Here is a 17,988-nt window from a genome sequence, read left to right on the forward strand (position 1 = left end):
TTCATCGTGGCGCATCGGGGGTGTGAAAGGTATGCCGCCCCGTATCTGTCACATGACAGAAACGCGCGATACGCCTCGGTTACTTGCGACGCGCAATTGGTTACGCCAGCGACACCCATCGGGCATGCCGGCCGTGAAAACTGTCAACTGACAGGCCAGGCTGCGACAGATCGGGAGAATGCACATGGGCATCGTCGTTTCCGCGGTCGACGCGCCCTCCGGGGACAGCGCAGCGATCACCGCGGTATCGGCTCCCGAGCCCGTCGCGAGCATCGGCGATCTGCATGTGACGTTCCGCCGCGGCGGTCGCGACGTACACGCGCTGCGCGGTGTCACCCTCGGCATCGCACCCGGCGAGATCCTGGGCCTGGTGGGCGAATCCGGTTCGGGCAAGAGCGTCCTGGGGTTCGGCATGCTCGGGCTGTTGCCCGCGGGCACCCGCATCGACGGCACCATCTCGGTGGCGGGCTCGGACATGGTGCACGGTGACGCCAAGACCCTGCGCAAGGTGCGCCGCCTCGACCTGGGCGCGGTGTTCCAGGACCCGATGACCTCACTGAACCCCACCATGCGCATCGGCAGACAGGTCGCAGAGGCGGCCGGTAGCACCGAGGAAGCATTGAAACTGCTGACCGCGGTGGGCATCCCGGAGCCGGCGCGGCGCATGCGGTCCTATCCGCACGAACTGTCCGGCGGGCTGCGGCAGCGGGTGATGATCGCCATCGCCATCGCCGGCGACCCCGAACTCATCATCGCCGACGAGCCCACCACCGCACTCGACGTCACCGTCCAGGCACAGGTGCTGACCTTGTTGCAGGGACTGCGCGACCAGATCGGCTGCAGCATCGTCTTCATCACCCACGACCTCGGCGTGGCCGCGCAGATCTCGGATCGCATCGCGGTGCTGTACGCGGGCCGGATCGCCGAGATCGGGCCCACCGCCGAGGTACTCCAGACCCCCGCGCACCCCTACACCCGCGGGCTGCTGCGTTCCCGGCTGACCTTGCACACACAGCGCGGCAGGCCACTGGCCGCGCTGCCGGGCTCGGTGCCCAGCCCGCTGACACCGCTACCGGGGTGCGCGTTCGTGCCGCGCTGCGATCTGGCCACCGAGGACTGTACGAGAACACCGCCGGACCCGATCGCGGTGGCGCCGGGGCGGGTCAGCGCCTGCCTGCTGCCACCAGGTGCGGCCGAGACCGAAGCACAACCCGCGCCCGCGCCCGAGTCGACGGCCCCGAGCGCCGGCGAGACCGCCCCGTTGATCGAACTGACCGACATCACCAAGACTTTCGCGGTGGCCCGCCGCGGCAAGCTGCAGGCGCTGCGCGGGGTGACGCTCCGCGTCGGCCACGGTGAATCCGTGGCGCTGGTGGGGGAGAGCGGGTCGGGCAAATCGACGTTGCTGCGCGTCATCGCCGGGCTGGAGAAGCAGACCTCCGGCACCGTCACCTTGGCCGGTGGCCAACGGCCGCAGATGGTGTTCCAGGACGCCGGTGCCTCGCTGACCCCGTGGTTGTCGGTCGGTGAGCTGATCGCCGAACGGCTGCGCGGTACCAAGATGTCCCGGGCCCAGCGCCGCGATGCGGTCATCGAGGTGCTGGACCGCGTCGGGTTGCCCGCCGAGGTGGCCAAGTCGCGCGCCGGTCAGCTTTCCGGCGGTCAGCGCCAACGGGTTTCGCTGGCCCGGGCGACCGTGGTGCCCCCACCGGTGCTGTTGTGTGACGAGCCGACCAGCGCGCTGGACGTGTCGCTGGCCGCGTCCGTGCTCAACCTGATCGGTGACCTGCGCCGGAGTCTGGACATGTCGGTGGTGTTCGTGACGCACGACCTGTCGGTGGCCCGGGTGGTCGCCGACCGCATCGCGGTGATGTATCTGGGCCGCATCGTGGAGGTCGGCCCGGCCGAACAGGTCATCGGCGATCCGGTCCACCCCTACACCCGGGCACTCGTCGACTCCATCCCGGACCTGGGCCGCGAATCACGGGTGTTGCCAGGCGAACCCGCCAGTCCGTTGTCGCCGCCGCCGGGATGCGCGTTCCATCCGCGTTGCCCGATCGCCGTCGACGCCTGTGGCGGTGCCGAACTCGACGTGCGCCTGGAAGGTTCCCCGGGCAACCCGCACCAGGTCGCCTGCATCGAACGGAAGGTGCGCTGATGGTCAGCTCGACGGTGGACGCGATACCGGCCGCACCCGTCTTGGTCCGCAGCCGGAGATGGCGGCTGACACTGCCGCAGTCCCGCTCGGCGATCGTGAACTGGGCGGGCTTCAGCCTGGTGATCCTGGTGACGTTGATCGTCGTCGCGGTGCCGCTGCTGGCGCCGCACGACCCCCTCATGCCGGTCGGAATGCCGCTGCAGCCGCCGGGCGCCAACGGTTTCCTGCTCGGCACAGACAGCGTGGGACGCGACATCCTGTCCCGCGTGCTCTACGGCGCGCGGTCCAGCTGGTTCGCCGCACTGGCGGTGGTGGCGCTGGGACTGCTGATCGGTGGGCTGGTCGGGTTGATCGCCGGCGCCACCGGCGGCTGGCTCGACGCCACGCTGATGCGCATCACCGACGGCTTCCTGTCACTGCCCGCACCGGTGCTCGCCATCGCGGTGGTGGCCGCCCTCGGGCCCGGCTTCCTGCACACGCTGATCGCGGTGTCCATCGTCTGGTGGCCGTTCTACGCCCGGCTGGTGCGCGGCGAGGTGGCCCGGTTGGCCGCGCGCCCGCACGTCGAAGCGGCGAAACTGGCCGGGGTCAGTTGGTTCCGGCTCGCTGGGCGGCACCTGCTCCCGGGCGCGGTGCCCAATGCGTTGGTGGCAGCCAGCCTGGACATCGGCACGCTGATCCTCACCCTGGCCGCGTTGTCCTTCCTGGGGCTCGGGCAGGCTGCGCCGGCACCCGAGTTGGGCGCCGACTCGGCGCGCAACCTCAGCTACTTCCTGCAGCAGTGGTGGCTGCCGGTGATGCCCGGCCTCGGCGTGCTGGTGCTGGCGCTGATCGCCAACATCGCCGGTGACTGCCTGCGCAACCTGATGAAGACGAGATAGCCATGAAAACCTTCATAGCCTCCCGGCTGGGAGCAATGGTCGCCATCCTGGTCGCGTTGACCGCGGTGTTGTTCGTGCTGCAGAACATCTCCCCGCTGGACCCGGTCAAGGCGCAGTTGGGCGCACAGGCCTCGGCCCAGGCCGTCGCCGCCCGCCGCGAGGCACTGGGGCTGAACGACCCTGTGCTGGTGCAGTTCTGGCATTACCTGACCGGTGCGGTCACCGGTGATCTGGGTACCTCCTACCGGACCCGGCACGCGGTGCTGTCCGATCTCGGATCGTTCTTCCCGGCCACGCTCGAGCTGGCGATGTGCGGGCTGCTGATCGCGATCGTGCTCGCCGTGCTGCTGGCCTTCAGCACCACGCTGAAGTGGCGCGGTGCCGGGGTGCTGCGGGCGGTGTTGTTCACCGGGTCGTCGGCGCCGATGTTCCTGCTGGGCATCGTGGGGTTGATCGTCTTCTACCAGACCCTGGGCTGGGTGCCGGCCAACGGCCGTCTGGCCGTGGCGAATCCGCCCGACGGACCGACCGGCCTGCTCACCGTCGACGGGCTGCTGCACGCCCGCTTCGACGTGGTGGCCGACGCCGTGCACCATCTGATCCTGCCGGCTCTGGTGATCGCGATCGGCCCGGCCGTCGCCATCGGGCGGGTGCTGCGCAGCAGCCTGCTGGCCGATATCGACAGCGACTACGCCCGCACCGCCCGGGCCAAGGGCCTGTCCGAGACCCGGATCATGGCCCGGCACGTGCTGCGCAACTCCGTCGGCGCGGCCCTGTCGATGACGGGATTGCAAGTCGGACTGATGTTCTCGGGTGTGCTCGTGGTCGAGCAGGTGTTCGGCTGGCCCGGGATCGGGCAGTACATCGCGCAGAGCATCCCCGTCGCGGACTTCCCGGCCATCGCCGGCGTCACGCTGATGCTCGGTGCCCTCTACGTCGTCATCAACACGGCCGTGGACCTGCTCCAGGCCGCCGCAGATCCCCGTATCGCAGTTACAGGAGGTTAGGTGCCGAAACAGCCGCTCATCGTGGGCAATCCCGTGCTTGTCGTGGTCGACATGCAGGAGTCCGGCGACATGCCGGTCGAGGAGGTGGGCATCCCGCACATGGCCGGATACGCCGACCGGATCGCCAAGGCACGCCGACTGATCGCGGCTGCCCGCGCCGCGGCCATCCCGATCGTGTTCTTCCAGGAAGTGCACCGCGCCAACGGCATCGATTTCGGCCGTGAGCTCGACGGTGTCGAGGGACCGCACTGCATTGACGGGCGGCCCGGCACCCCGCTGCACCCGGAGTTGCTGCCCGACCTCGACGGGCCCAACCATGAATTCCACATCGTCAAGCGGCGCTATTCCGGTTTCATCGGCACCGAATTCGAGATCGTGTTGTCCGGCCTGAAGGCGGACACGCTGGTCCTGATCGGTGGCCTCACCGACGTCTGCGTGCACTACACGTTCGCCGATGCCCACCAGCGCGACTTTCACGTCCGCGTCGTCACCGACTGCGTCGGCGGGTCCTCCCAGTACCGCCACGACGCGGCGCTGGACGCCATGGAGTACCTGCAGACCGGCGCGATGCGCACCACCGAGGAAATCCTCGACGCTTTCCGTGAGCTCGCCCAACCCGTTCTCGAAGGAGCCGCCCGATGAAGAAACTCAGCATGCTTGTCGCGATCGGCGCGACGGCGGCCCTGACCCTGACCGCCTGCGGCGGATCGAATTCCGGTAGCAGCAGCACACCGAACGCCGCGCCCACCGACAAGGTGCTGCACCTGTCGTTCCTGCAGGACCCGGGCCAGCCGCCGGACCCCGACATCTACTACGCCGGCCAAGGCCTGCTGCTGACCACCAACACCTATGAGGGTCTGCTGCAGTACAAGGGCGGCACCGACAAGGCCGAACTGCAACCGCTGCTGGCCACCGAGTGGACGGCCTCACCGGACAACAAGGTGTTCACCTTCAAGCTGCGGGAGGGCGTGAAGTTCCACGACGGAACGCCGTTCACGTCGGCTGCGGTCAAGGCGTCCTTCGACCGGCGTGCGGCGGTCAACCAGGGTCCGGCCTACATGGTCTCCGACATCGATTCGGTGACCACGCAAGGCGATTACGGCGTCACCGTCACGCTCAAGGCGCCCAACTCGGCGTTCCTGGACTACCTGGCCTGCCCGTACGGGCCGCGGATGCTCAGCCCCGAGGGGCTGAAGAAGAACGGCGGCACCGACAACGCCCAGGGCTACCTCACCAATCACGACCTGGGTACCGGTCCGTACACGTTGACGGCCGCGGAGGTCGGCTCGAAGTATGAGCTGACCGCCTTCGGCGACTACTGGGGTGCGAAGCCGTATTTCGAGAAGGTCGAACTGCCGGTGATCACCGACGTGTCGGCCCAGCAGCTGCAGTTCAACAACGGGCAGTTGGCGGCGATCCTGCACGACCTGCCGTCCTCGGCAGTGCAGTCGTATCTGGACAACAAGTCGTTCGCGAACTACTCGCTGCCGACGATGATGTCGAACTTCGTCTACATCAATCCCAAGAAGGGCATGATGACCGACGCCAAGAACCGCAATGCGGTGATGCAGGCCATCGATGTCGACGAACTGGTGAAGCAGACCTACTTCGGCCGCGGCAAGAAGGCCGAGCAGATCTACCCGGCGAACATGATGGCCCCCCAGTTCGGCAAGCAGTCGGTGACCCATGATCCGTCCGTGCTGACCGGGCTGGCGGCGGGTTTGCCGGCCGACCAGAAGGCCGTGACGATCGGCTACGACTCGTCGAACCCGGACAACCAGCTGATCAGCAACCTGATCCAGACCCAGCTGGCAGCAGCAGGTTTGAGTGCCAAGGTGCAGGCCTACCCCACCTCGGAGATCTACGGCTGGATCGGCGGCGACGCACAGGCGGCACCGGAGATCATGACCTACCTCGGCTGGCCGGACGCCCCGTCGCCCTACACCTGGGGTCATATTTCCTGGGACGCCGACGGCGGACTGAACTTCTTCGGATGCTCGTCGCCGGCAATCAAGGATGCGCTGGCCAAGGGGCTGCCGAACGGCTCGGACGCCGACTTCTCCACAGCCGGTGAGGAAGCGGTCAAGACCGGTTGCTGGCTGAACGTCGCGAACGTCAACGACTTCATGGTGACGCAGCCGTGGCTCAAGGGCGTCGAGCAGGCGCACGTGGTGACCGATCCCAACACGCTGCGGCTGGCAGCGCTGTCGGTGGGCTGATGGCGACGCTGGTCCGCAAGAGCGGGGTGCGCCGGATCATCCTGCTGACCCTGGGCTGGGAGGAACTGCCGAAATCGGTGTCGGTGTACGGCGCACCGCCGGAGGAGCGGATGCGTGAACCCGTTCCCGGTGTGCTGCTGCAGACCGACGGCGGCTGGGTGCTGCTGGACACCGGATTCAACACCGCCCTGGTGCGGGACCCGGCGCTGTACCGGCGGTTCTTCCCGACCGTCGAGTACCGCCCGGTGCTGCCCGGCCCTGGTGAGCCGATCGAGCAGCGGCTCGCCGAGGTCGGGGTGGATTTCGATGCCATCCACACCGTCGCCGTCAGCCACCTGCACCATGACCACGCCGGCGGGCTGAAACTGTTCGCCGGCAAGGTCCCGGTGCACGCCCAGCGCCGCGAACTCGAGTACGGCCTGTCGAATCACCCTGAGCCCGAACGCAATGCGATCGTGCGGGTGGACTTCGACGACCCCAACATCGAGTGGCGCCTGGCTGATGGGGACGCCGAGATCGCGCCGGGGATCAGCGCGGTGCCCACCTACGGGCACACGCCGGGGCATCAGAGTTTCGTGGTGGAGCTCGACGAATCGGTGGGTGGTGACGGATTCGTCTTCGCCTTCGACGCCGCCGACCTGACCGAGAACATCGAGCACGAGCTACCCATCGGCGGGTTCATCGACGTCGACCCGCAGGACACCGTCGAACCGATCCGCAAGCTCAAACGTCTCGCCGCGGAGAAGGGGTACCAGCTGATCCCCGGTCACGACCCGCATGTCTGGCCGGAGCTGACCCAGCATTTCCACGACAGGTTCGGGCCGGTCGAATCGTGATGGACTGCGTCCTGCGCGCGGAGCAGGTGCTCCTCGACGGGCACCTGGTCCCGGCGTCGGTCGGCATCACCGGCGGCGTGATCACGTTCGTCGGCGCCGCCGACGCGAGTCACCCGGCCGCGCAGGACATCCGGCTGCCCGAGCGGGCGGTGCTCCTACCCGGATTCGTGGACACCCATGTCCACGTCGACGATCCCGGCACCGACTGGGAGGGGTTCGACACCGCCACCGCGGCCGCCGCCGCGGCCGGGATCACCACGCTGGTCGACATGCCGCTGGACTGCCGGCCGGTGACCACCAGTGTGGCGGCGCTTCAGGTGAAAAGGGCTGCGGCCGCGGGAAACTGTCACGTCGATGTCGGCTACTGGGGTGGTGTCGTCCCTGGCAACCTCGACGAGCTGGCCGCGCTGGACGGCGCCGGGGTGCGCGGGTTCAAGTGCTTCCTGGCCGATTCGGGCAACCCGGACTTCCCGCATCTGAGTACCGCCGGATTCCACGACGCCATGAGCCGTATCGCCGACCTGGGTTCGGTACTGCTGGTGCACGCCGAGAGCCATGCCGTCATCGCCGACAGCCCCCGCCCGAACGGGTGGGACTACCGGTCGTTTCTGGCCTCGCGTCCCGACGCCGCCGAACAGGACGCGGTGGGCCTGGTGATCGACACCGCGCGGGCGACCGGGGCCCGGGCACACATCGTGCACGTCTCCAGCGCCGCCGTGCTGCCGTCGCTGGCCGCCGCCAAGGCCGAGGGGTTGGCCGTCACCGCCGAAACCTGCCCGCACTACCTGACGTTCGATGCCGAGACCATTCCCGACGGTGGCACCGAGTTCGCCGTGTGCCCACCCATCCGCGCCGGGGCCAACCGCGAGAGCCTTTGGGCGGCACTGGCCGACGGCACCCTGGACCTGGTGGTGTCCGACCATTCGCCGTGCACCCCGCAGCACAAGGCGGCCGGGGACTTCGGGCGGGCGTTCGGCGGTATCAGCTCATTGCAGCTGGGGCCCCCGGCGGTGTGGACGCAGGCCGGCCGGCGCGGTGTCGGTCTGCCCGAGCTGAGCCGGTGGATGTCCGAACGCCCCGCGGCACTGGCCGGATACACCGACCGCGGCCGGATCGCGGTGGGGCTGCGCGCCGACCTGTGCGCCTTCGATCCCGACGCGCAGGGCACGGTGCGGGCCGTCGAGTTGCGGCACCGGCACCCGGTGAGCCCGTACGACGGGATGAGCCTGCGCGGTGCGGTGTTACAGACCTGGGTGGCCGGGGTGCCGGCCCTGGCCCGGATAGGGGAGCCGGTATGAGGATCCTGGTGCTCAACCCGAACACCTCGGCGGCCATGACCGCCGAGATCGCGGCCGCCGCCCGCGCCGCGGCCCGACCCGATGTCGAAATAGTATGCCGATCACCGTATTTCGGTGCCGAGGCGATCGACTCCGCCGCCGAGAGCTACCTGTCCGCGGTCGGGGTGATGGATGTCGTCGCCCGGCTGATGCGGGCGGGCGCCTTCGACTTCGACGCCGTGGTGCTGGCCGGCTTCGGCGAGCACGGCCGCGACGCGCTCGCTGAGATGCTGTCGGTTCCCGTCTTCGACATCGCCGAATGCGCCGCGCACGTCGCGCACCTCATCGGGCGGCGGTTCTCGGTGATCACCACCCTGGCCCGGTCCATCCCGCCGATCCAGGACCGGCTGCTGCTGGCCGGGCTGAACGCGCACTGCGCCTCGGTGCGCGCCTGCGGGCTGGGCACCGCCGAGGTGGATGCCGACCCGGCCAGCGCCGTGCAGGCGATCGTCGAGGAGGCGGCCCGCGCGATCAGCGAGGACGGCGCCGACGTCATCTGTTTGGGCTGTGCCGGCATGGCCGGGGTGACCGCGGCCATCTCCGCCAAGCTCGGGGTGCCCGCCGTCGACGGCGTGGCGGCCGCCGTCGCCCTGGCGCAGGCCGTCGTCGGGCTGGGGCTGTCCACCAGCAAGGCCGGGGTGTACGCGCCAGGGCCTGACAACCCGCGCAGCCACTGGCCCTTATCTCAAGCCATCGACTCTTCGCGCGAGCGCTCATCGGAAGCCATTGACTCTTCGCGCGAGCGCTCATCGGAAGCAATGGGCCTGTGACCGACGTCGATCTCGCCTCCCGCACCGTCGGCGGCGCCGTGGTGGCCGCCAGCGACGAGTCCTTCGGCTTCAAGGAACGGCTCGTCGACCCGTCCGAGCCGGCCTTCGTGCCCGGCACCTACGATCTGCGGGGCGAGGTGGTCGACGGCTGGGAGACCCGGCGCCACGCCGGACCGGACGGCGACTGGGCCATCATCCGGCTGGGCGCACCCGGCCGGTTGCACACCGTTGACGTGGACACCCGGTTCTTCTCCGGCAACCACCCAACCGCCTGCGCCGTCGACGCCTGCACACTGGACCGCACCCAGGACCCGGCAGGACCCGGGGTGGCGTGGACAACCGTGGTGGAAAGCACCGTGCTGAAAGCGGATTCGCACAATCTGCTGGCCGTGCGGGATCACCGGCGCTGGACCCATCTGCGGTTGCGGCTGCAGTCCGACGGCGGCGTCGCCCGGATGCGGGCCTACGGCGAGGTGGTGCCCGACCCGGCGCTGTGGAGCGATGTCACCGTCGAGGTGTCCGGACTGGAACAGGGCGGACGGGTGGAATGGTGCAGCGACAGTTTCTATTCCAGTGCGGGCGTGCTGGTCGCACCGAACCGGCCGCACAATATGGGCGACGGCTGGGAGACCCGCCGACGCCGCGATATCGGACCCGACACCCATGACGCGGTGATCATCTCGTTCGCTGTCCCCGCCGACCTGCGCCGCATCGAGATCGACACCTCCTACTTCGTGTTCAATGCCAGCGCCGAGGTGTCGGTGCTCGGCAGCCGCAGTCGGCCGGACCGCGAACACGGCTGGGGGAGGGTCGCTTTCGACGTTCCGGTGCTGCCGCGCACCCGGCTGATCGCCGATTCGCGTCAGGTCTTCCCCGTGGACGCGCGGGCGGTAGCCGCCCTGCGCGTGCAGGCCTACCCGGACGGTGGTATCGCCAGGGTCCGTGCCCTGGGTGTGCCGACCGAGGAGGGGCTGGCAATCCTGCGGCGCCGATGGGAGCGATCATGACCACCGTCGCCATGACCGACTGCGCCGGCCTGTGGCGGCGCACCCTGCTGATCGAGGCCGACGGCACCCGCGACGACACCCCCGGTGTGCTGTGGCTGCAGGGCCCGTCCGCCTATGTCGACTCGCGCGGCTTCGCCGGGCGGCTGTACCAGGAGGGTGACGTGTTCGCCTGGCACCGCGCCGTGGACGTGCAACCCCCGGGACCGTTCCCGGACGCCGGCCGGATGCACTGGGACGGCGAGGTGCTCGTCGAGACCGGGGTGCACGAGAACTACGTCGAGCACTGGGTGCGCGATCCGGTGGACCACACCCCGGCCGGGGCGCTGTTCCTGTCCGGCCCGGACGGTGCCCCCGCACTGCTGGTCCGCGCCGGTGCGGTGTTCGGCTGGGCCGACGGCACCGGGGTGATCACCGGCGTCGCCCGCCAGGAGCTCGGAATCAACTTGTCCGGAAACGAAATCCAGGCCAACGGTGTGCGCTGGACGGTACAGGGATCGGAAGGGAACGTGAATCTATGAGTGGCGTCACGTCATTCACGTCGGTGCCCGTCATCGACATCAGTGGACTGTACTCACCCGAGCGCGCCGAACAGGACCGCGTCGCCGGTGAGATCGGCCGGGCCGCAGCGGAGGTCGGGTTCTTCTACATCAGCGGCACCGGCATCGACGAATCGTTGTTCGACGACATGCTGGCCGCGGTCAAGGAGTTCTTCGCCCTACCGGTGGACGAGAAGATGCGCAGCTATATCGGTCTGTCGCGCTGCCACCGCGGCTATGTCCCCATCGGGGAGGAAGGGTTGGAGGGCACCGTCCCGGATCTGAAGGAGGCCTTCGACACCGCGCTGGACCTGCCCGCCGACGACCCGGACTACCTGGCCGGCAACCCGATGCTGGGACCCAACACCTGGCCGGACCTGCCCGGCTTCGCCGACGCGGTGACCGCCTATTATCAGGCGCTGCTGGCGGTGGGGCAGCGGCTGCTGTGGGCCTTCGCGGTCGCGCTCGGCGAGGATCCCGAGGTGTTCGCCCGGCACGCCACCAAGACCCCGAGCCAGCTGCGGCTGATCCACTATCCGTACAACCCGGATGCCCAGGACAGCATCGGCATCGGTGCGCACACCGACTACGAGTGCTTCACCCTGCTCAAGCCGACCGCGCCCGGGTTGGAGGTGCTCAACGGGGCCGGCGAGTGGATCGACGTCCCCCCGGTGCCGGGCGCCTTCGTCGTCAACATCGGTGACCTGCTCGAGCTGTGGACCAACGGCGCGTTCGTCGCCACCAGCCACCGGGTCCGCAAGGTCGCCGAGGAGCGGTACTCGTTCCCGCTGTTCTTCAACGTCGACTACCACACCGAGGTCAAACCGCTGCCGCAGTTCGACTCGCCGGAAGCCCAGAGCCGGCCCACCTTGCGCGCCGGGGAACACCTCTTCGCGCAGACCGCGCAGACGTTCGCCTACCTGCGCCGGCGTATCGAGGCCGGCGAACTGCAGCTGCCGGACGGCTCACTGGCGTTGGGTCAGTTCGGCCGAAAGCCGTTGCCGGCCTAGTTGATCGGGGCGTTCAGCCAGCGCAGGTCGTCGAGGATGCCGCGGGCGGCCACCACGCCGCCGCCGGTCTGCCACACCTCGTTGTTGACGATGAACACCCGGTTGTCCCGGTTGGCCGACAGTTTGCGCCAGGCCGGGCTGTCCAGCACCGCCGCGGCCCGGTCCTTGGCGGCGGGTGAGTCGAAGGACAGGTAGACGATGTCGCCGTCGGCGGCGGACAGGTCGCCGTCCGGGGCGAGCTCGAGATAGGGCTTGTCGGTGAAGCGTTGGGCCGCAGGGCGATCCACGCCGACCGCGCGCAGCACGCTGGCCGGGAAGTTGTCCGCGCCGTAGACGCGCACGGTGTCCTGGGTGAACTGCACCACCGATGCCTGGAAATGCGTGGCGTCGTTCTGCCGGCCGGTCTTGCGGGCGTCCTGGGTGAAGCCGTCGAGCAGCCGGTCGGCCGCCTCCGGGCGGCCGACCGCCGCCGCGACCGTGCGCAGGGTGTCCTGCCAGCCGGCCCCCGGCGCCCCGGTGAAAACCGTCGGGGCGGTCCGGGCCAGCGCGCCGAACTGCGACGGGGTCAGCGCCGCCGAACCGAGGATGAGGTCCGGCGCGGCCCGCCCGATGGCGTCGAGGTCCGGTGCGGTCGCATCGCCGACCCCGGGGGCGCCGTGGACCACACCGCCCAGATACGACGGTGCCGGCTGGGTGGCTCCGACGATCCGGCCCTGCAGGCCCAGGGCGCACAACGCGTCGAGCTGGTCGCCGGAGAGCGCCACGATGCGCTGCGGATCGCCGCTCACCTCGGTGGTCGCCGGCACCCCCGCGGCCGGCGCGTTACGCACGGCGCGCGCGGCCGGGTCGGCGGGTGCCGGGGCGGGGGCGCAGGACTCGTCGGGCCGGCGCTGATTGCCCAGCACGCCCGCGCTGGCGATACGGGTGGTGCTGGTGACGGGCGCGCCCGGCGCCGTGTTGGGGGTGGCGCCCTGCTGCGCGCCGCATCCGGTCAGCACGGTCAGGGTGAGCGCCGTGACAGCCGCGCCACTCGCGGCGACCTGGGCGATGCGGGCACAGGGAAACAGCACGTCGCCGACGGTAACATCCGGTCGCCGCGGCCGAATACGACAGTTTGTAGGACCCACGCCGCCGCGGGCGGCGATGGGGGATAAGATCACGAACGAACACTGCCGGGATGACCCGTCGATTTTTATGGAGGATCTGTTGGTAGCCGAAGCGCCCCCAATCGGAGAACTCGAGGCACGGCGTCCGTTCCCGCCCCGAATGGGCCCCAAGGGCAATCTGGTCTACAAGCTGATCACGACGACCGATCACAAGCTGATCGGCATCATGTACTGCGTCGTCTGCTTCATCTTCTTCTTCGTCGGCGGCCTGATGGCTCTGCTGATGCGCACCGAATTGGCGTTGCCCGGGCTGCAGTTCCTGTCCAACGAGCAGTTCAACCAGTTGTTCACCATGCACGGCACGGTGATGCTGCTGTTCTACGCCACCCCGATCGTGTTCGGCTTCGCCAACCTGGTGCTGCCGCTGCAGATCGGCGCCCCCGACGTCGCCTTCCCGCGGCTGAACGCCTTCTCGTTCTGGCTGTTCCTGTTCGGCGCGCTGATCGCCATCGCCGGCTTCATCACCCCCGGCGGTGCCGCCGACTTCGGCTGGACCGCGTACTCGCCGCTGACCGACGCGATCCACTCGCCCGGTGCCGGCGGTGACCTGTGGATCATGGGTCTGGCCGTCGGTGGTCTGGGCACCATCCTCGGTGGCGTCAACATGATCACCACCGTGGTGTGCATGCGCGCCCCCGGTATGACGATGTTCCGGATGCCGATCTTCACCTGGAACATCCTGGTGACCTCGATCCTGGTGCTGCTGGCCTTCCCGCTGCTGACCGCGGCGTTGTTCGGCCTGGCCGCCGACCGGCACCTGGGCGCGCACGTCTACGACCCGGCCAACGGCGGTGTGCTGTTGTGGCAGCACCTGTTCTGGTTCTTCGGCCACCCCGAGGTGTACATCATCGCGCTGCCGTTCTTCGGCATCGTGTCCGAGATCTTCCCGGTGTTCAGCCGCAAGCCGATCTTCGGTTACACCACCCTGATCTACGCGACGCTCGGCATCGCGGCCCTGTCGGTGGCGGTGTGGGCGCACCACATGTACGCCACCGGCGCGGTGCTGCTTCCGTTCTTCTCGTTCATGACGTTCCTCATCGCGGTGCCCACCGGGATCAAGTTCTTCAACTGGATCGGCACCATGTGGAAGGGCCAGTTGACCTTCGAGTCGCCCATGCTGTTCTCGGTCGGCTTCCTGATCACCTTCCTGCTCGGTGGCCTGTCCGGCGTGCTGCTGGCCAGCCCGCCGCTGGACTTCCACGTGACGGACTCCTACTTCGTCATCGCGCACTTCCACTACGTGCTCTTCGGCACCATCGTGTTCGCCACCTACGCGGGCATCTACTTCTGGTTCCCGAAGATGACGGGCCGCCTGCTCGACGAGCGCCTGGCCAAGCTGCACTTCTGGCTGACGTTCATCGGCTTCCACACCACCTTCCTGGTGCAGCACTGGCTCGGTGACGAGGGCATGCCGCGCCGCTACGCGGACTACCTGCCCACCGACGGGTTCACCACGCTCAACGTCATCTCCACGATCGGCGCGTTCATCCTGGGCATCTCGACGCTGCCGTTCGTGTGGAACGTGTTCAAGAGCTGGCGCTACGGCGAACCGGTCGTGGTGGACGACCCGTGGGGTTACGGCAACTCGCTGGAGTGGGCCACCTCGTGCCCGCCGCCACGGCACAACTTCACCGAGCTGCCCCGGATCCGGTCCGAGCGGCCGGCGTTCGAGCTGCACTACCCGCACATGGTCGAGCGGATGCGCGCCGAGGCGCACATCGGCCGCTCGCACGGCCCGAGTGACGGCGACGTGACGCGTCTCGACGACGAGCACGTCCGCACCTGACCCTGATCGGCGTGCCTCCGTCAAAGGTTTCGGTACTGATCACCGTCACCGGACTCGACCAGCCCGGCGTCACGTCGGCACTCTTCGAGGTGCTCTCACGGCACAACGTCGAGCTGCTCAACGTCGAACAGGTGGTGGTCCGGCGCCGGCTCACCCTCGGGGTGCTGATCTCGGCGCCCCCCGACGTGGCCGACGGCGTCGCGTTCGGTGACGACGTCCGGGCGGCCATCCACGGGGTCGGCCTGGACGTGACCATCGAACGCAGCGCCGACCTGCCGGTGATGCGCGAGCCGTCCACCCACACCATCGTCGTGCTGGGCCGGCCCGTCACCGCCGAAGCGTTCGGGGTGGTCGCCCGGGAAGCCGCCGCACTCGGGGTGAACATCGACACCATCCGCGGTGTCTCCGACTACCCGGTGACCGGGCTGGAATTGCGGGTCTCGGTGCCGCCCGGTGGCGTCTACGGGCAGCTGCAGGCGGCCATGGCCCGGGCGGCCGTCGAGCTGGGCATCGATATCGCGCTGGAGGACTACAGCCTGTCCCGGCGGGCGAAGCGGCTCATCGTGTTCGACGTCGACTCGACCCTGATCCAGGGCGAGGTCATCGAGATGCTGGCCGCGCGGGCCGGCGCCGAGGCCAAGGTCGCCGCCATCACCGAGGCCGCGATGCGCGGCGAGCTGGATTTCGAGGCGTCGCTGCGCGAGCGGGTCGCCACGCTGGCCGGGCTGCCCGCCGAGGTGGTCGACGAGGTGGCCGACGAGCTGGAGCTGACGCCGGGCGCCCGCACCACCATCCGCACCCTGCGCCGGCTGGGCTTCCACTGCGGTGTGGTGTCCGGCGGTTTCCGGAAGGTGATCGAGCCGCTGGCGCACGAGCTGATGCTGGACTACGTCGCCGCCAACGACCTGGAGATCGTCGACGGCAAGCTGACCGGCCGGGTGATCGGCCCCATCGTCGACCGGCCCGGGAAGGCCAAGGCGCTGCGCGACTTCGCGCAGCAGGCCGGCGTGCCGATGGAGCAGACGGTCGCCGTCGGTGACGGCGCGAACGATATCGACATGCTCACGGCGGCCGGGCTGGGTGTGGCGTTCAACGCCAAGCCGGCGCTGCGGGAGGTCGCCGACGCCTCACTGAGCCACCCGTACCTGGACACCGTGCTGTTCATCCTCGGGGTGACCCGGGGTGAGATCGAGGCCGCCGACGCGGTGGACGGCACCGTGCGCCGGGTCGATATCCCCGACTAGCAGCGCCGCGCACAGGTCTGGCCTCTACAGTGGTGGCATGGTGTTGCTGAGACGGACGGTTCTGGTGGGTGCCTGCGCGGCTGCGATCGCCGGCGGCGCGGTCGTGCTCGCCGCCCCGGCCTCGGCGGACTGCCCGTGGGGCACCCGGCCCAGTCATTTCCCCGGTGTCTGCGTGGCCGGCGCCGGCAAGGGCAGCAGCACCAGCGGCAACGCCGTCGTGCCCCCGCCGGACGCGGCACCGCCGCTGGTGCAGAACACGCCCGGCGGTCTGTCGTCTGTGGCGGGTATCCCGTGCACCCCGGAGAACGTCGGCAAGTGCATCGCCCTGCAGCAGAGCCAGGGCTAGCCGCACGCCGATCAAGCGGCGAGGAACGAGCGGCGTTGAGAAGTGCGGCAATCCTGACTCAGACCACGACCGCGTGGGATTCCGGTTCGGGCGCGCCGGTGATGGCCGCCCAGGCCCGCGCCATCAGGTCGACCGCTTCGTCCAGTTGCGGCTCGGGCAGCGCATAGGGCACCCGCACGAACCGTTCCAGGGTGCCGTCCACCCCGAACCGCGGACCGGCCGGCAGGTCCAGGCCCAACCGTGAGGCCGACGCCGACAGCGCCGTGCTCATCGGGGCCGGCAGCTTGACCCACAGCGACATCCCGTTGGGGCCCGACCCGGGCCGCCAGTCGGGTAGCCGGCGTTCCAGCAGGCTCAGCAGGTAGGCCCGGCGGCTGCGCAGCAGGGCCCGGCGTTCGGCCAGTACCGCGTCCCGTCCTTCGATGAGCCGTGCCGCCGTGAGCTGTTCGAGGATAGGGGTGCCCAGATCCACCGACGGCCGGATGGCCGCGATGGTGGCCAGGGTGTTGCGTTCGGCGCGGATCCAGCCGACCCGCAGGCCACCCCAGAACGATTTGGACATCGACCCGACCGTGAGCACCAGGTCGTGCCGCGGCACGCTGGTGGCCAGCGGCGCCGGGGGCGCCTGGTCGATCCACATGTCCATGATCGACTCGTCGATGACGGTGCGGGTCCGGGTTTCGGAGATGATGTGCCCCAACCGGATTCGCTCGTCCGGTGCCATGGTGAACCCGGTCGGATTGTGGTTGTCCGGGATCAGGTAGGCCAGGCTGGGGGAGAGCTGGCGCAACGCCGCGTGCACCGCGTCCAGTTCCCAGCCGTCGTCGGTGAGTGGGACCGGGACGGCGCGCGTCCCCGCGGTCGAAATGGCCGACAGCGCGCCGTGGTACGTCGGCTGCTCGACCAGCACGCGATCGCCCGGCTCGGTGAACGCGGCCAGGATCAGCCCGATCGCGTGCTGGGCGCCGCTGGTGATCATGATCTGGCCGGGGTCGGTGGGCAGTCCGCGGTCGCAGTACCGCTGGGCGACAGCGGTGCGCAGGGCGCACACGCCGGTCAGGTCGTGGCCGGGCTCACTGAGGTACGGGGTGATGTCGCGGGTGGCCGCGGCGAAGGCCTCCAGGACCGGGGCGCTCGGCGCCGACAGCGCGGCGGCGGCCAGGCTGACGGTGGCACCGGTGCTCGGCTCGGCGGCGATCTCGGGGCGGGGCGGCAACGCCGCGGTGCTGCGCGCCCCGCGGCGGGCCTGCAGGTAGCCGTCCTCGCGGAGTTGGGCGAAGGCCGCCGTGACCGTGGTGCGGGAGACCCGCAGGGCATCGGCCAGGGCCCGTTCACTGGGCAGCCGGGCGCCGACCGGGACCCGCCCGTCCACGATGAGCAGCCGGATGGCGTCGGCCAGTCCGGCGTAGGCCGGGCCGGTGGCGCTGGAGGTGCGCCAGTTACCCAACTCGCGGGCCAAAAGGTCCTCATCGAGTGATCTGGCAGCCATTTCTATCGACATTTGATGCCAGTATGGCCGAACTGGCTATTGATGGGCAAGCCAATCTGGTTCGAAACTGGCAACGTGAACAGAAACTGGCTATCCCGACTGGCATCGAAGTACCACCGCAGTGGCCCGTCGAACCGCGTGCGACCCGGCGGGGACCCCGATGCCCGGCGCGTTCGCAACGAACTGGACGCCATCC

General features: G+C 69.4%; 16 protein-coding genes. 14 read left to right on the forward strand and 2 right to left on the reverse strand.

The features are described 5' to 3' along the window. Positions 1-184 precede the first annotated feature (184 nt). The 11 genes from BN977_RS26365 to BN977_RS26415 are packed head-to-tail and all read left to right on the forward strand — an operon-like array spanning position 185 to position 11,761. On the forward strand, positions 185-2,158 hold the full coding sequence (locus BN977_RS26365; protein ID WP_036402716.1) for a dipeptide ABC transporter ATP-binding protein: 1,974 nt from the start codon (positions 185-187) through the stop codon (positions 2,156-2,158). After that, on the forward strand, positions 2,158-3,039 hold the full coding sequence (locus BN977_RS26370; RefSeq protein WP_024451081.1) for an ABC transporter permease: 882 nt from the start codon (positions 2,158-2,160) through the stop codon (positions 3,037-3,039). The genes BN977_RS26365 and BN977_RS26370 overlap by 1 nt, the downstream gene beginning before the upstream one ends. A 2-nt stretch (positions 3,040-3,041) precedes the next feature. Beyond that, positions 3,042-4,046 (forward strand): ABC transporter permease, encoded by a 1,005-nt coding sequence (locus BN977_RS26375; RefSeq protein ID WP_036402718.1) that lies wholly within the window; start codon positions 3,042-3,044, stop codon positions 4,044-4,046. Beyond that, positions 4,047-4,688, forward strand: a complete 642-nt coding sequence (locus BN977_RS26380; RefSeq protein ID WP_024451079.1) for a cysteine hydrolase family protein — start codon at positions 4,047-4,049, stop codon at positions 4,686-4,688. Then, the gene (locus BN977_RS26385) at positions 4,685-6,265 is read left to right on the forward strand and encodes an ABC transporter substrate-binding protein (RefSeq protein ID WP_036402720.1); all 1,581 of its coding nucleotides are present in this window, start codon (positions 4,685-4,687) and stop codon (positions 6,263-6,265) included. Before BN977_RS26380 ends, BN977_RS26385 begins: the two co-directional genes overlap by 4 nt. Beyond that, positions 6,265-7,101 (forward strand): N-acyl homoserine lactonase family protein, encoded by an 837-nt coding sequence (locus BN977_RS26390; protein ID WP_024451077.1) that lies wholly within the window; start codon positions 6,265-6,267, stop codon positions 7,099-7,101. The genes BN977_RS26385 and BN977_RS26390 overlap by 1 nt, the downstream gene beginning before the upstream one ends. After that, positions 7,101-8,399 (forward strand): allantoinase AllB, encoded by a 1,299-nt coding sequence (allB, locus tag BN977_RS26395; protein ID WP_036402722.1) that lies wholly within the window; start codon positions 7,101-7,103, stop codon positions 8,397-8,399. The genes BN977_RS26390 and allB overlap by 1 nt, the downstream gene beginning before the upstream one ends. Beyond that, the gene (locus BN977_RS26400) at positions 8,396-9,208 is read left to right on the forward strand and encodes an aspartate/glutamate racemase family protein (RefSeq protein WP_084172685.1); all 813 of its coding nucleotides are present in this window, start codon (positions 8,396-8,398) and stop codon (positions 9,206-9,208) included. The genes allB and BN977_RS26400 overlap by 4 nt, the downstream gene beginning before the upstream one ends. Then, on the forward strand, positions 9,205-10,215 hold the full coding sequence (alc, locus tag BN977_RS26405) for an allantoicase (RefSeq protein WP_051561920.1): 1,011 nt from the start codon (positions 9,205-9,207) through the stop codon (positions 10,213-10,215). Before BN977_RS26400 ends, alc begins: the two co-directional genes overlap by 4 nt. Next, the gene (locus tag BN977_RS26410; protein ID WP_036402728.1) at positions 10,212-10,733 is read left to right on the forward strand and encodes a hypothetical protein; all 522 of its coding nucleotides are present in this window, start codon (positions 10,212-10,214) and stop codon (positions 10,731-10,733) included. The genes alc and BN977_RS26410 overlap by 4 nt, the downstream gene beginning before the upstream one ends. Beyond that, positions 10,730-11,761, forward strand: a complete 1,032-nt coding sequence (locus tag BN977_RS26415; protein WP_036402731.1) for an isopenicillin N synthase family dioxygenase — start codon at positions 10,730-10,732, stop codon at positions 11,759-11,761. Before BN977_RS26410 ends, BN977_RS26415 begins: the two co-directional genes overlap by 4 nt. Here the strand turns inward: BN977_RS26415 and BN977_RS26420 are convergent. Further along, positions 11,758-12,831, reverse strand: coding sequence for an iron-siderophore ABC transporter substrate-binding protein (locus BN977_RS26420; RefSeq protein WP_084172686.1), 1,074 nt, complete (start codon positions 12,829-12,831; stop codon positions 11,758-11,760). The two genes, BN977_RS26415 and BN977_RS26420, sit on opposite strands and share 4 nt — an antisense overlap. 136 nt (positions 12,832-12,967) lie before the next feature. Here BN977_RS26420 and ctaD point away from each other — a divergent pair, with 136 nt between their 5' ends. From ctaD to BN977_RS26435, 3 genes are read left to right on the forward strand one after another with little or no spacing between them, the layout of a single operon-like run. Continuing rightward, entirely contained in the window at positions 12,968-14,713 is a 1,746-nt protein-coding gene (gene ctaD, locus BN977_RS26425) for an aa3-type cytochrome oxidase subunit I (protein WP_036404501.1), read from the forward strand. A gap of 11 nt (positions 14,714-14,724) precedes the next feature. Continuing rightward, a complete protein-coding gene (gene serB / locus BN977_RS26430) occupies positions 14,725-15,957 on the forward strand; it encodes a phosphoserine phosphatase SerB (RefSeq protein WP_024450508.1) in 1,233 nt (410 codons plus the stop codon). A 37-nt stretch (positions 15,958-15,994) separates the two neighbouring features. Further along, complete coding sequence (locus BN977_RS26435) at positions 15,995-16,303, forward strand: hypothetical protein (protein ID WP_024450507.1); 309 nt, start codon at positions 15,995-15,997, stop codon at positions 16,301-16,303. A gap of 58 nt (positions 16,304-16,361) precedes the next feature. Here the strand turns inward: BN977_RS26435 and yczR are convergent, their stop codons facing one another. After that, positions 16,362-17,804, reverse strand: coding sequence for a MocR-like transcription factor YczR (yczR, locus tag BN977_RS26440; protein ID WP_036402735.1), 1,443 nt, complete (start codon positions 17,802-17,804; stop codon positions 16,362-16,364). Positions 17,805-17,988 lie beyond the last annotated feature (184 nt).

This window comes from Mycolicibacterium cosmeticum, assembly GCF_000613185.1.
Lineage (GTDB): Bacteria > Actinomycetota > Actinomycetes > Mycobacteriales > Mycobacteriaceae > Mycobacterium > Mycobacterium cosmeticum.

Excerpts from the sequence above, each read along its gene's own strand:
- BN977_RS26375 (WP_036402718.1), top strand. The coding sequence starts at position 3,042 with ATGAAAACCTTCATAGCCTCCCGGCTGGGAGCAATGGTCGCCATCCTG.
- BN977_RS26365 (WP_036402716.1), top strand. The coding sequence starts at position 185 with ATGGGCATCGTCGTTTCCGCGGTCGACGCGCCCTCCGGGGACAGCGCA.
- BN977_RS26370 (WP_024451081.1), top strand. The coding sequence starts at position 2,158 with ATGGTCAGCTCGACGGTGGACGCGATACCGGCCGCACCCGTCTTGGTC.
- BN977_RS26390 (WP_024451077.1), top strand. The coding sequence starts at position 6,265 with ATGGCGACGCTGGTCCGCAAGAGCGGGGTGCGCCGGATCATCCTGCTG.
- BN977_RS26435 (WP_024450507.1), top strand. The coding sequence starts at position 15,995 with ATGGTGTTGCTGAGACGGACGGTTCTGGTGGGTGCCTGCGCGGCTGCG.
- BN977_RS26400 (WP_084172685.1), top strand. The coding sequence starts at position 8,396 with ATGAGGATCCTGGTGCTCAACCCGAACACCTCGGCGGCCATGACCGCC.
- yczR (WP_036402735.1), bottom strand. The coding sequence starts at position 17,804 with ATGTCGATAGAAATGGCTGCCAGATCACTCGATGAGGACCTTTTGGCC.
- BN977_RS26415 (WP_036402731.1), top strand. The coding sequence starts at position 10,730 with ATGAGTGGCGTCACGTCATTCACGTCGGTGCCCGTCATCGACATCAGT.
- BN977_RS26410 (WP_036402728.1), top strand. The coding sequence starts at position 10,212 with ATGACCACCGTCGCCATGACCGACTGCGCCGGCCTGTGGCGGCGCACC.
- BN977_RS26385 (WP_036402720.1), top strand. The coding sequence starts at position 4,685 with ATGAAGAAACTCAGCATGCTTGTCGCGATCGGCGCGACGGCGGCCCTG.
- allB (WP_036402722.1), top strand. The coding sequence starts at position 7,101 with ATGGACTGCGTCCTGCGCGCGGAGCAGGTGCTCCTCGACGGGCACCTG.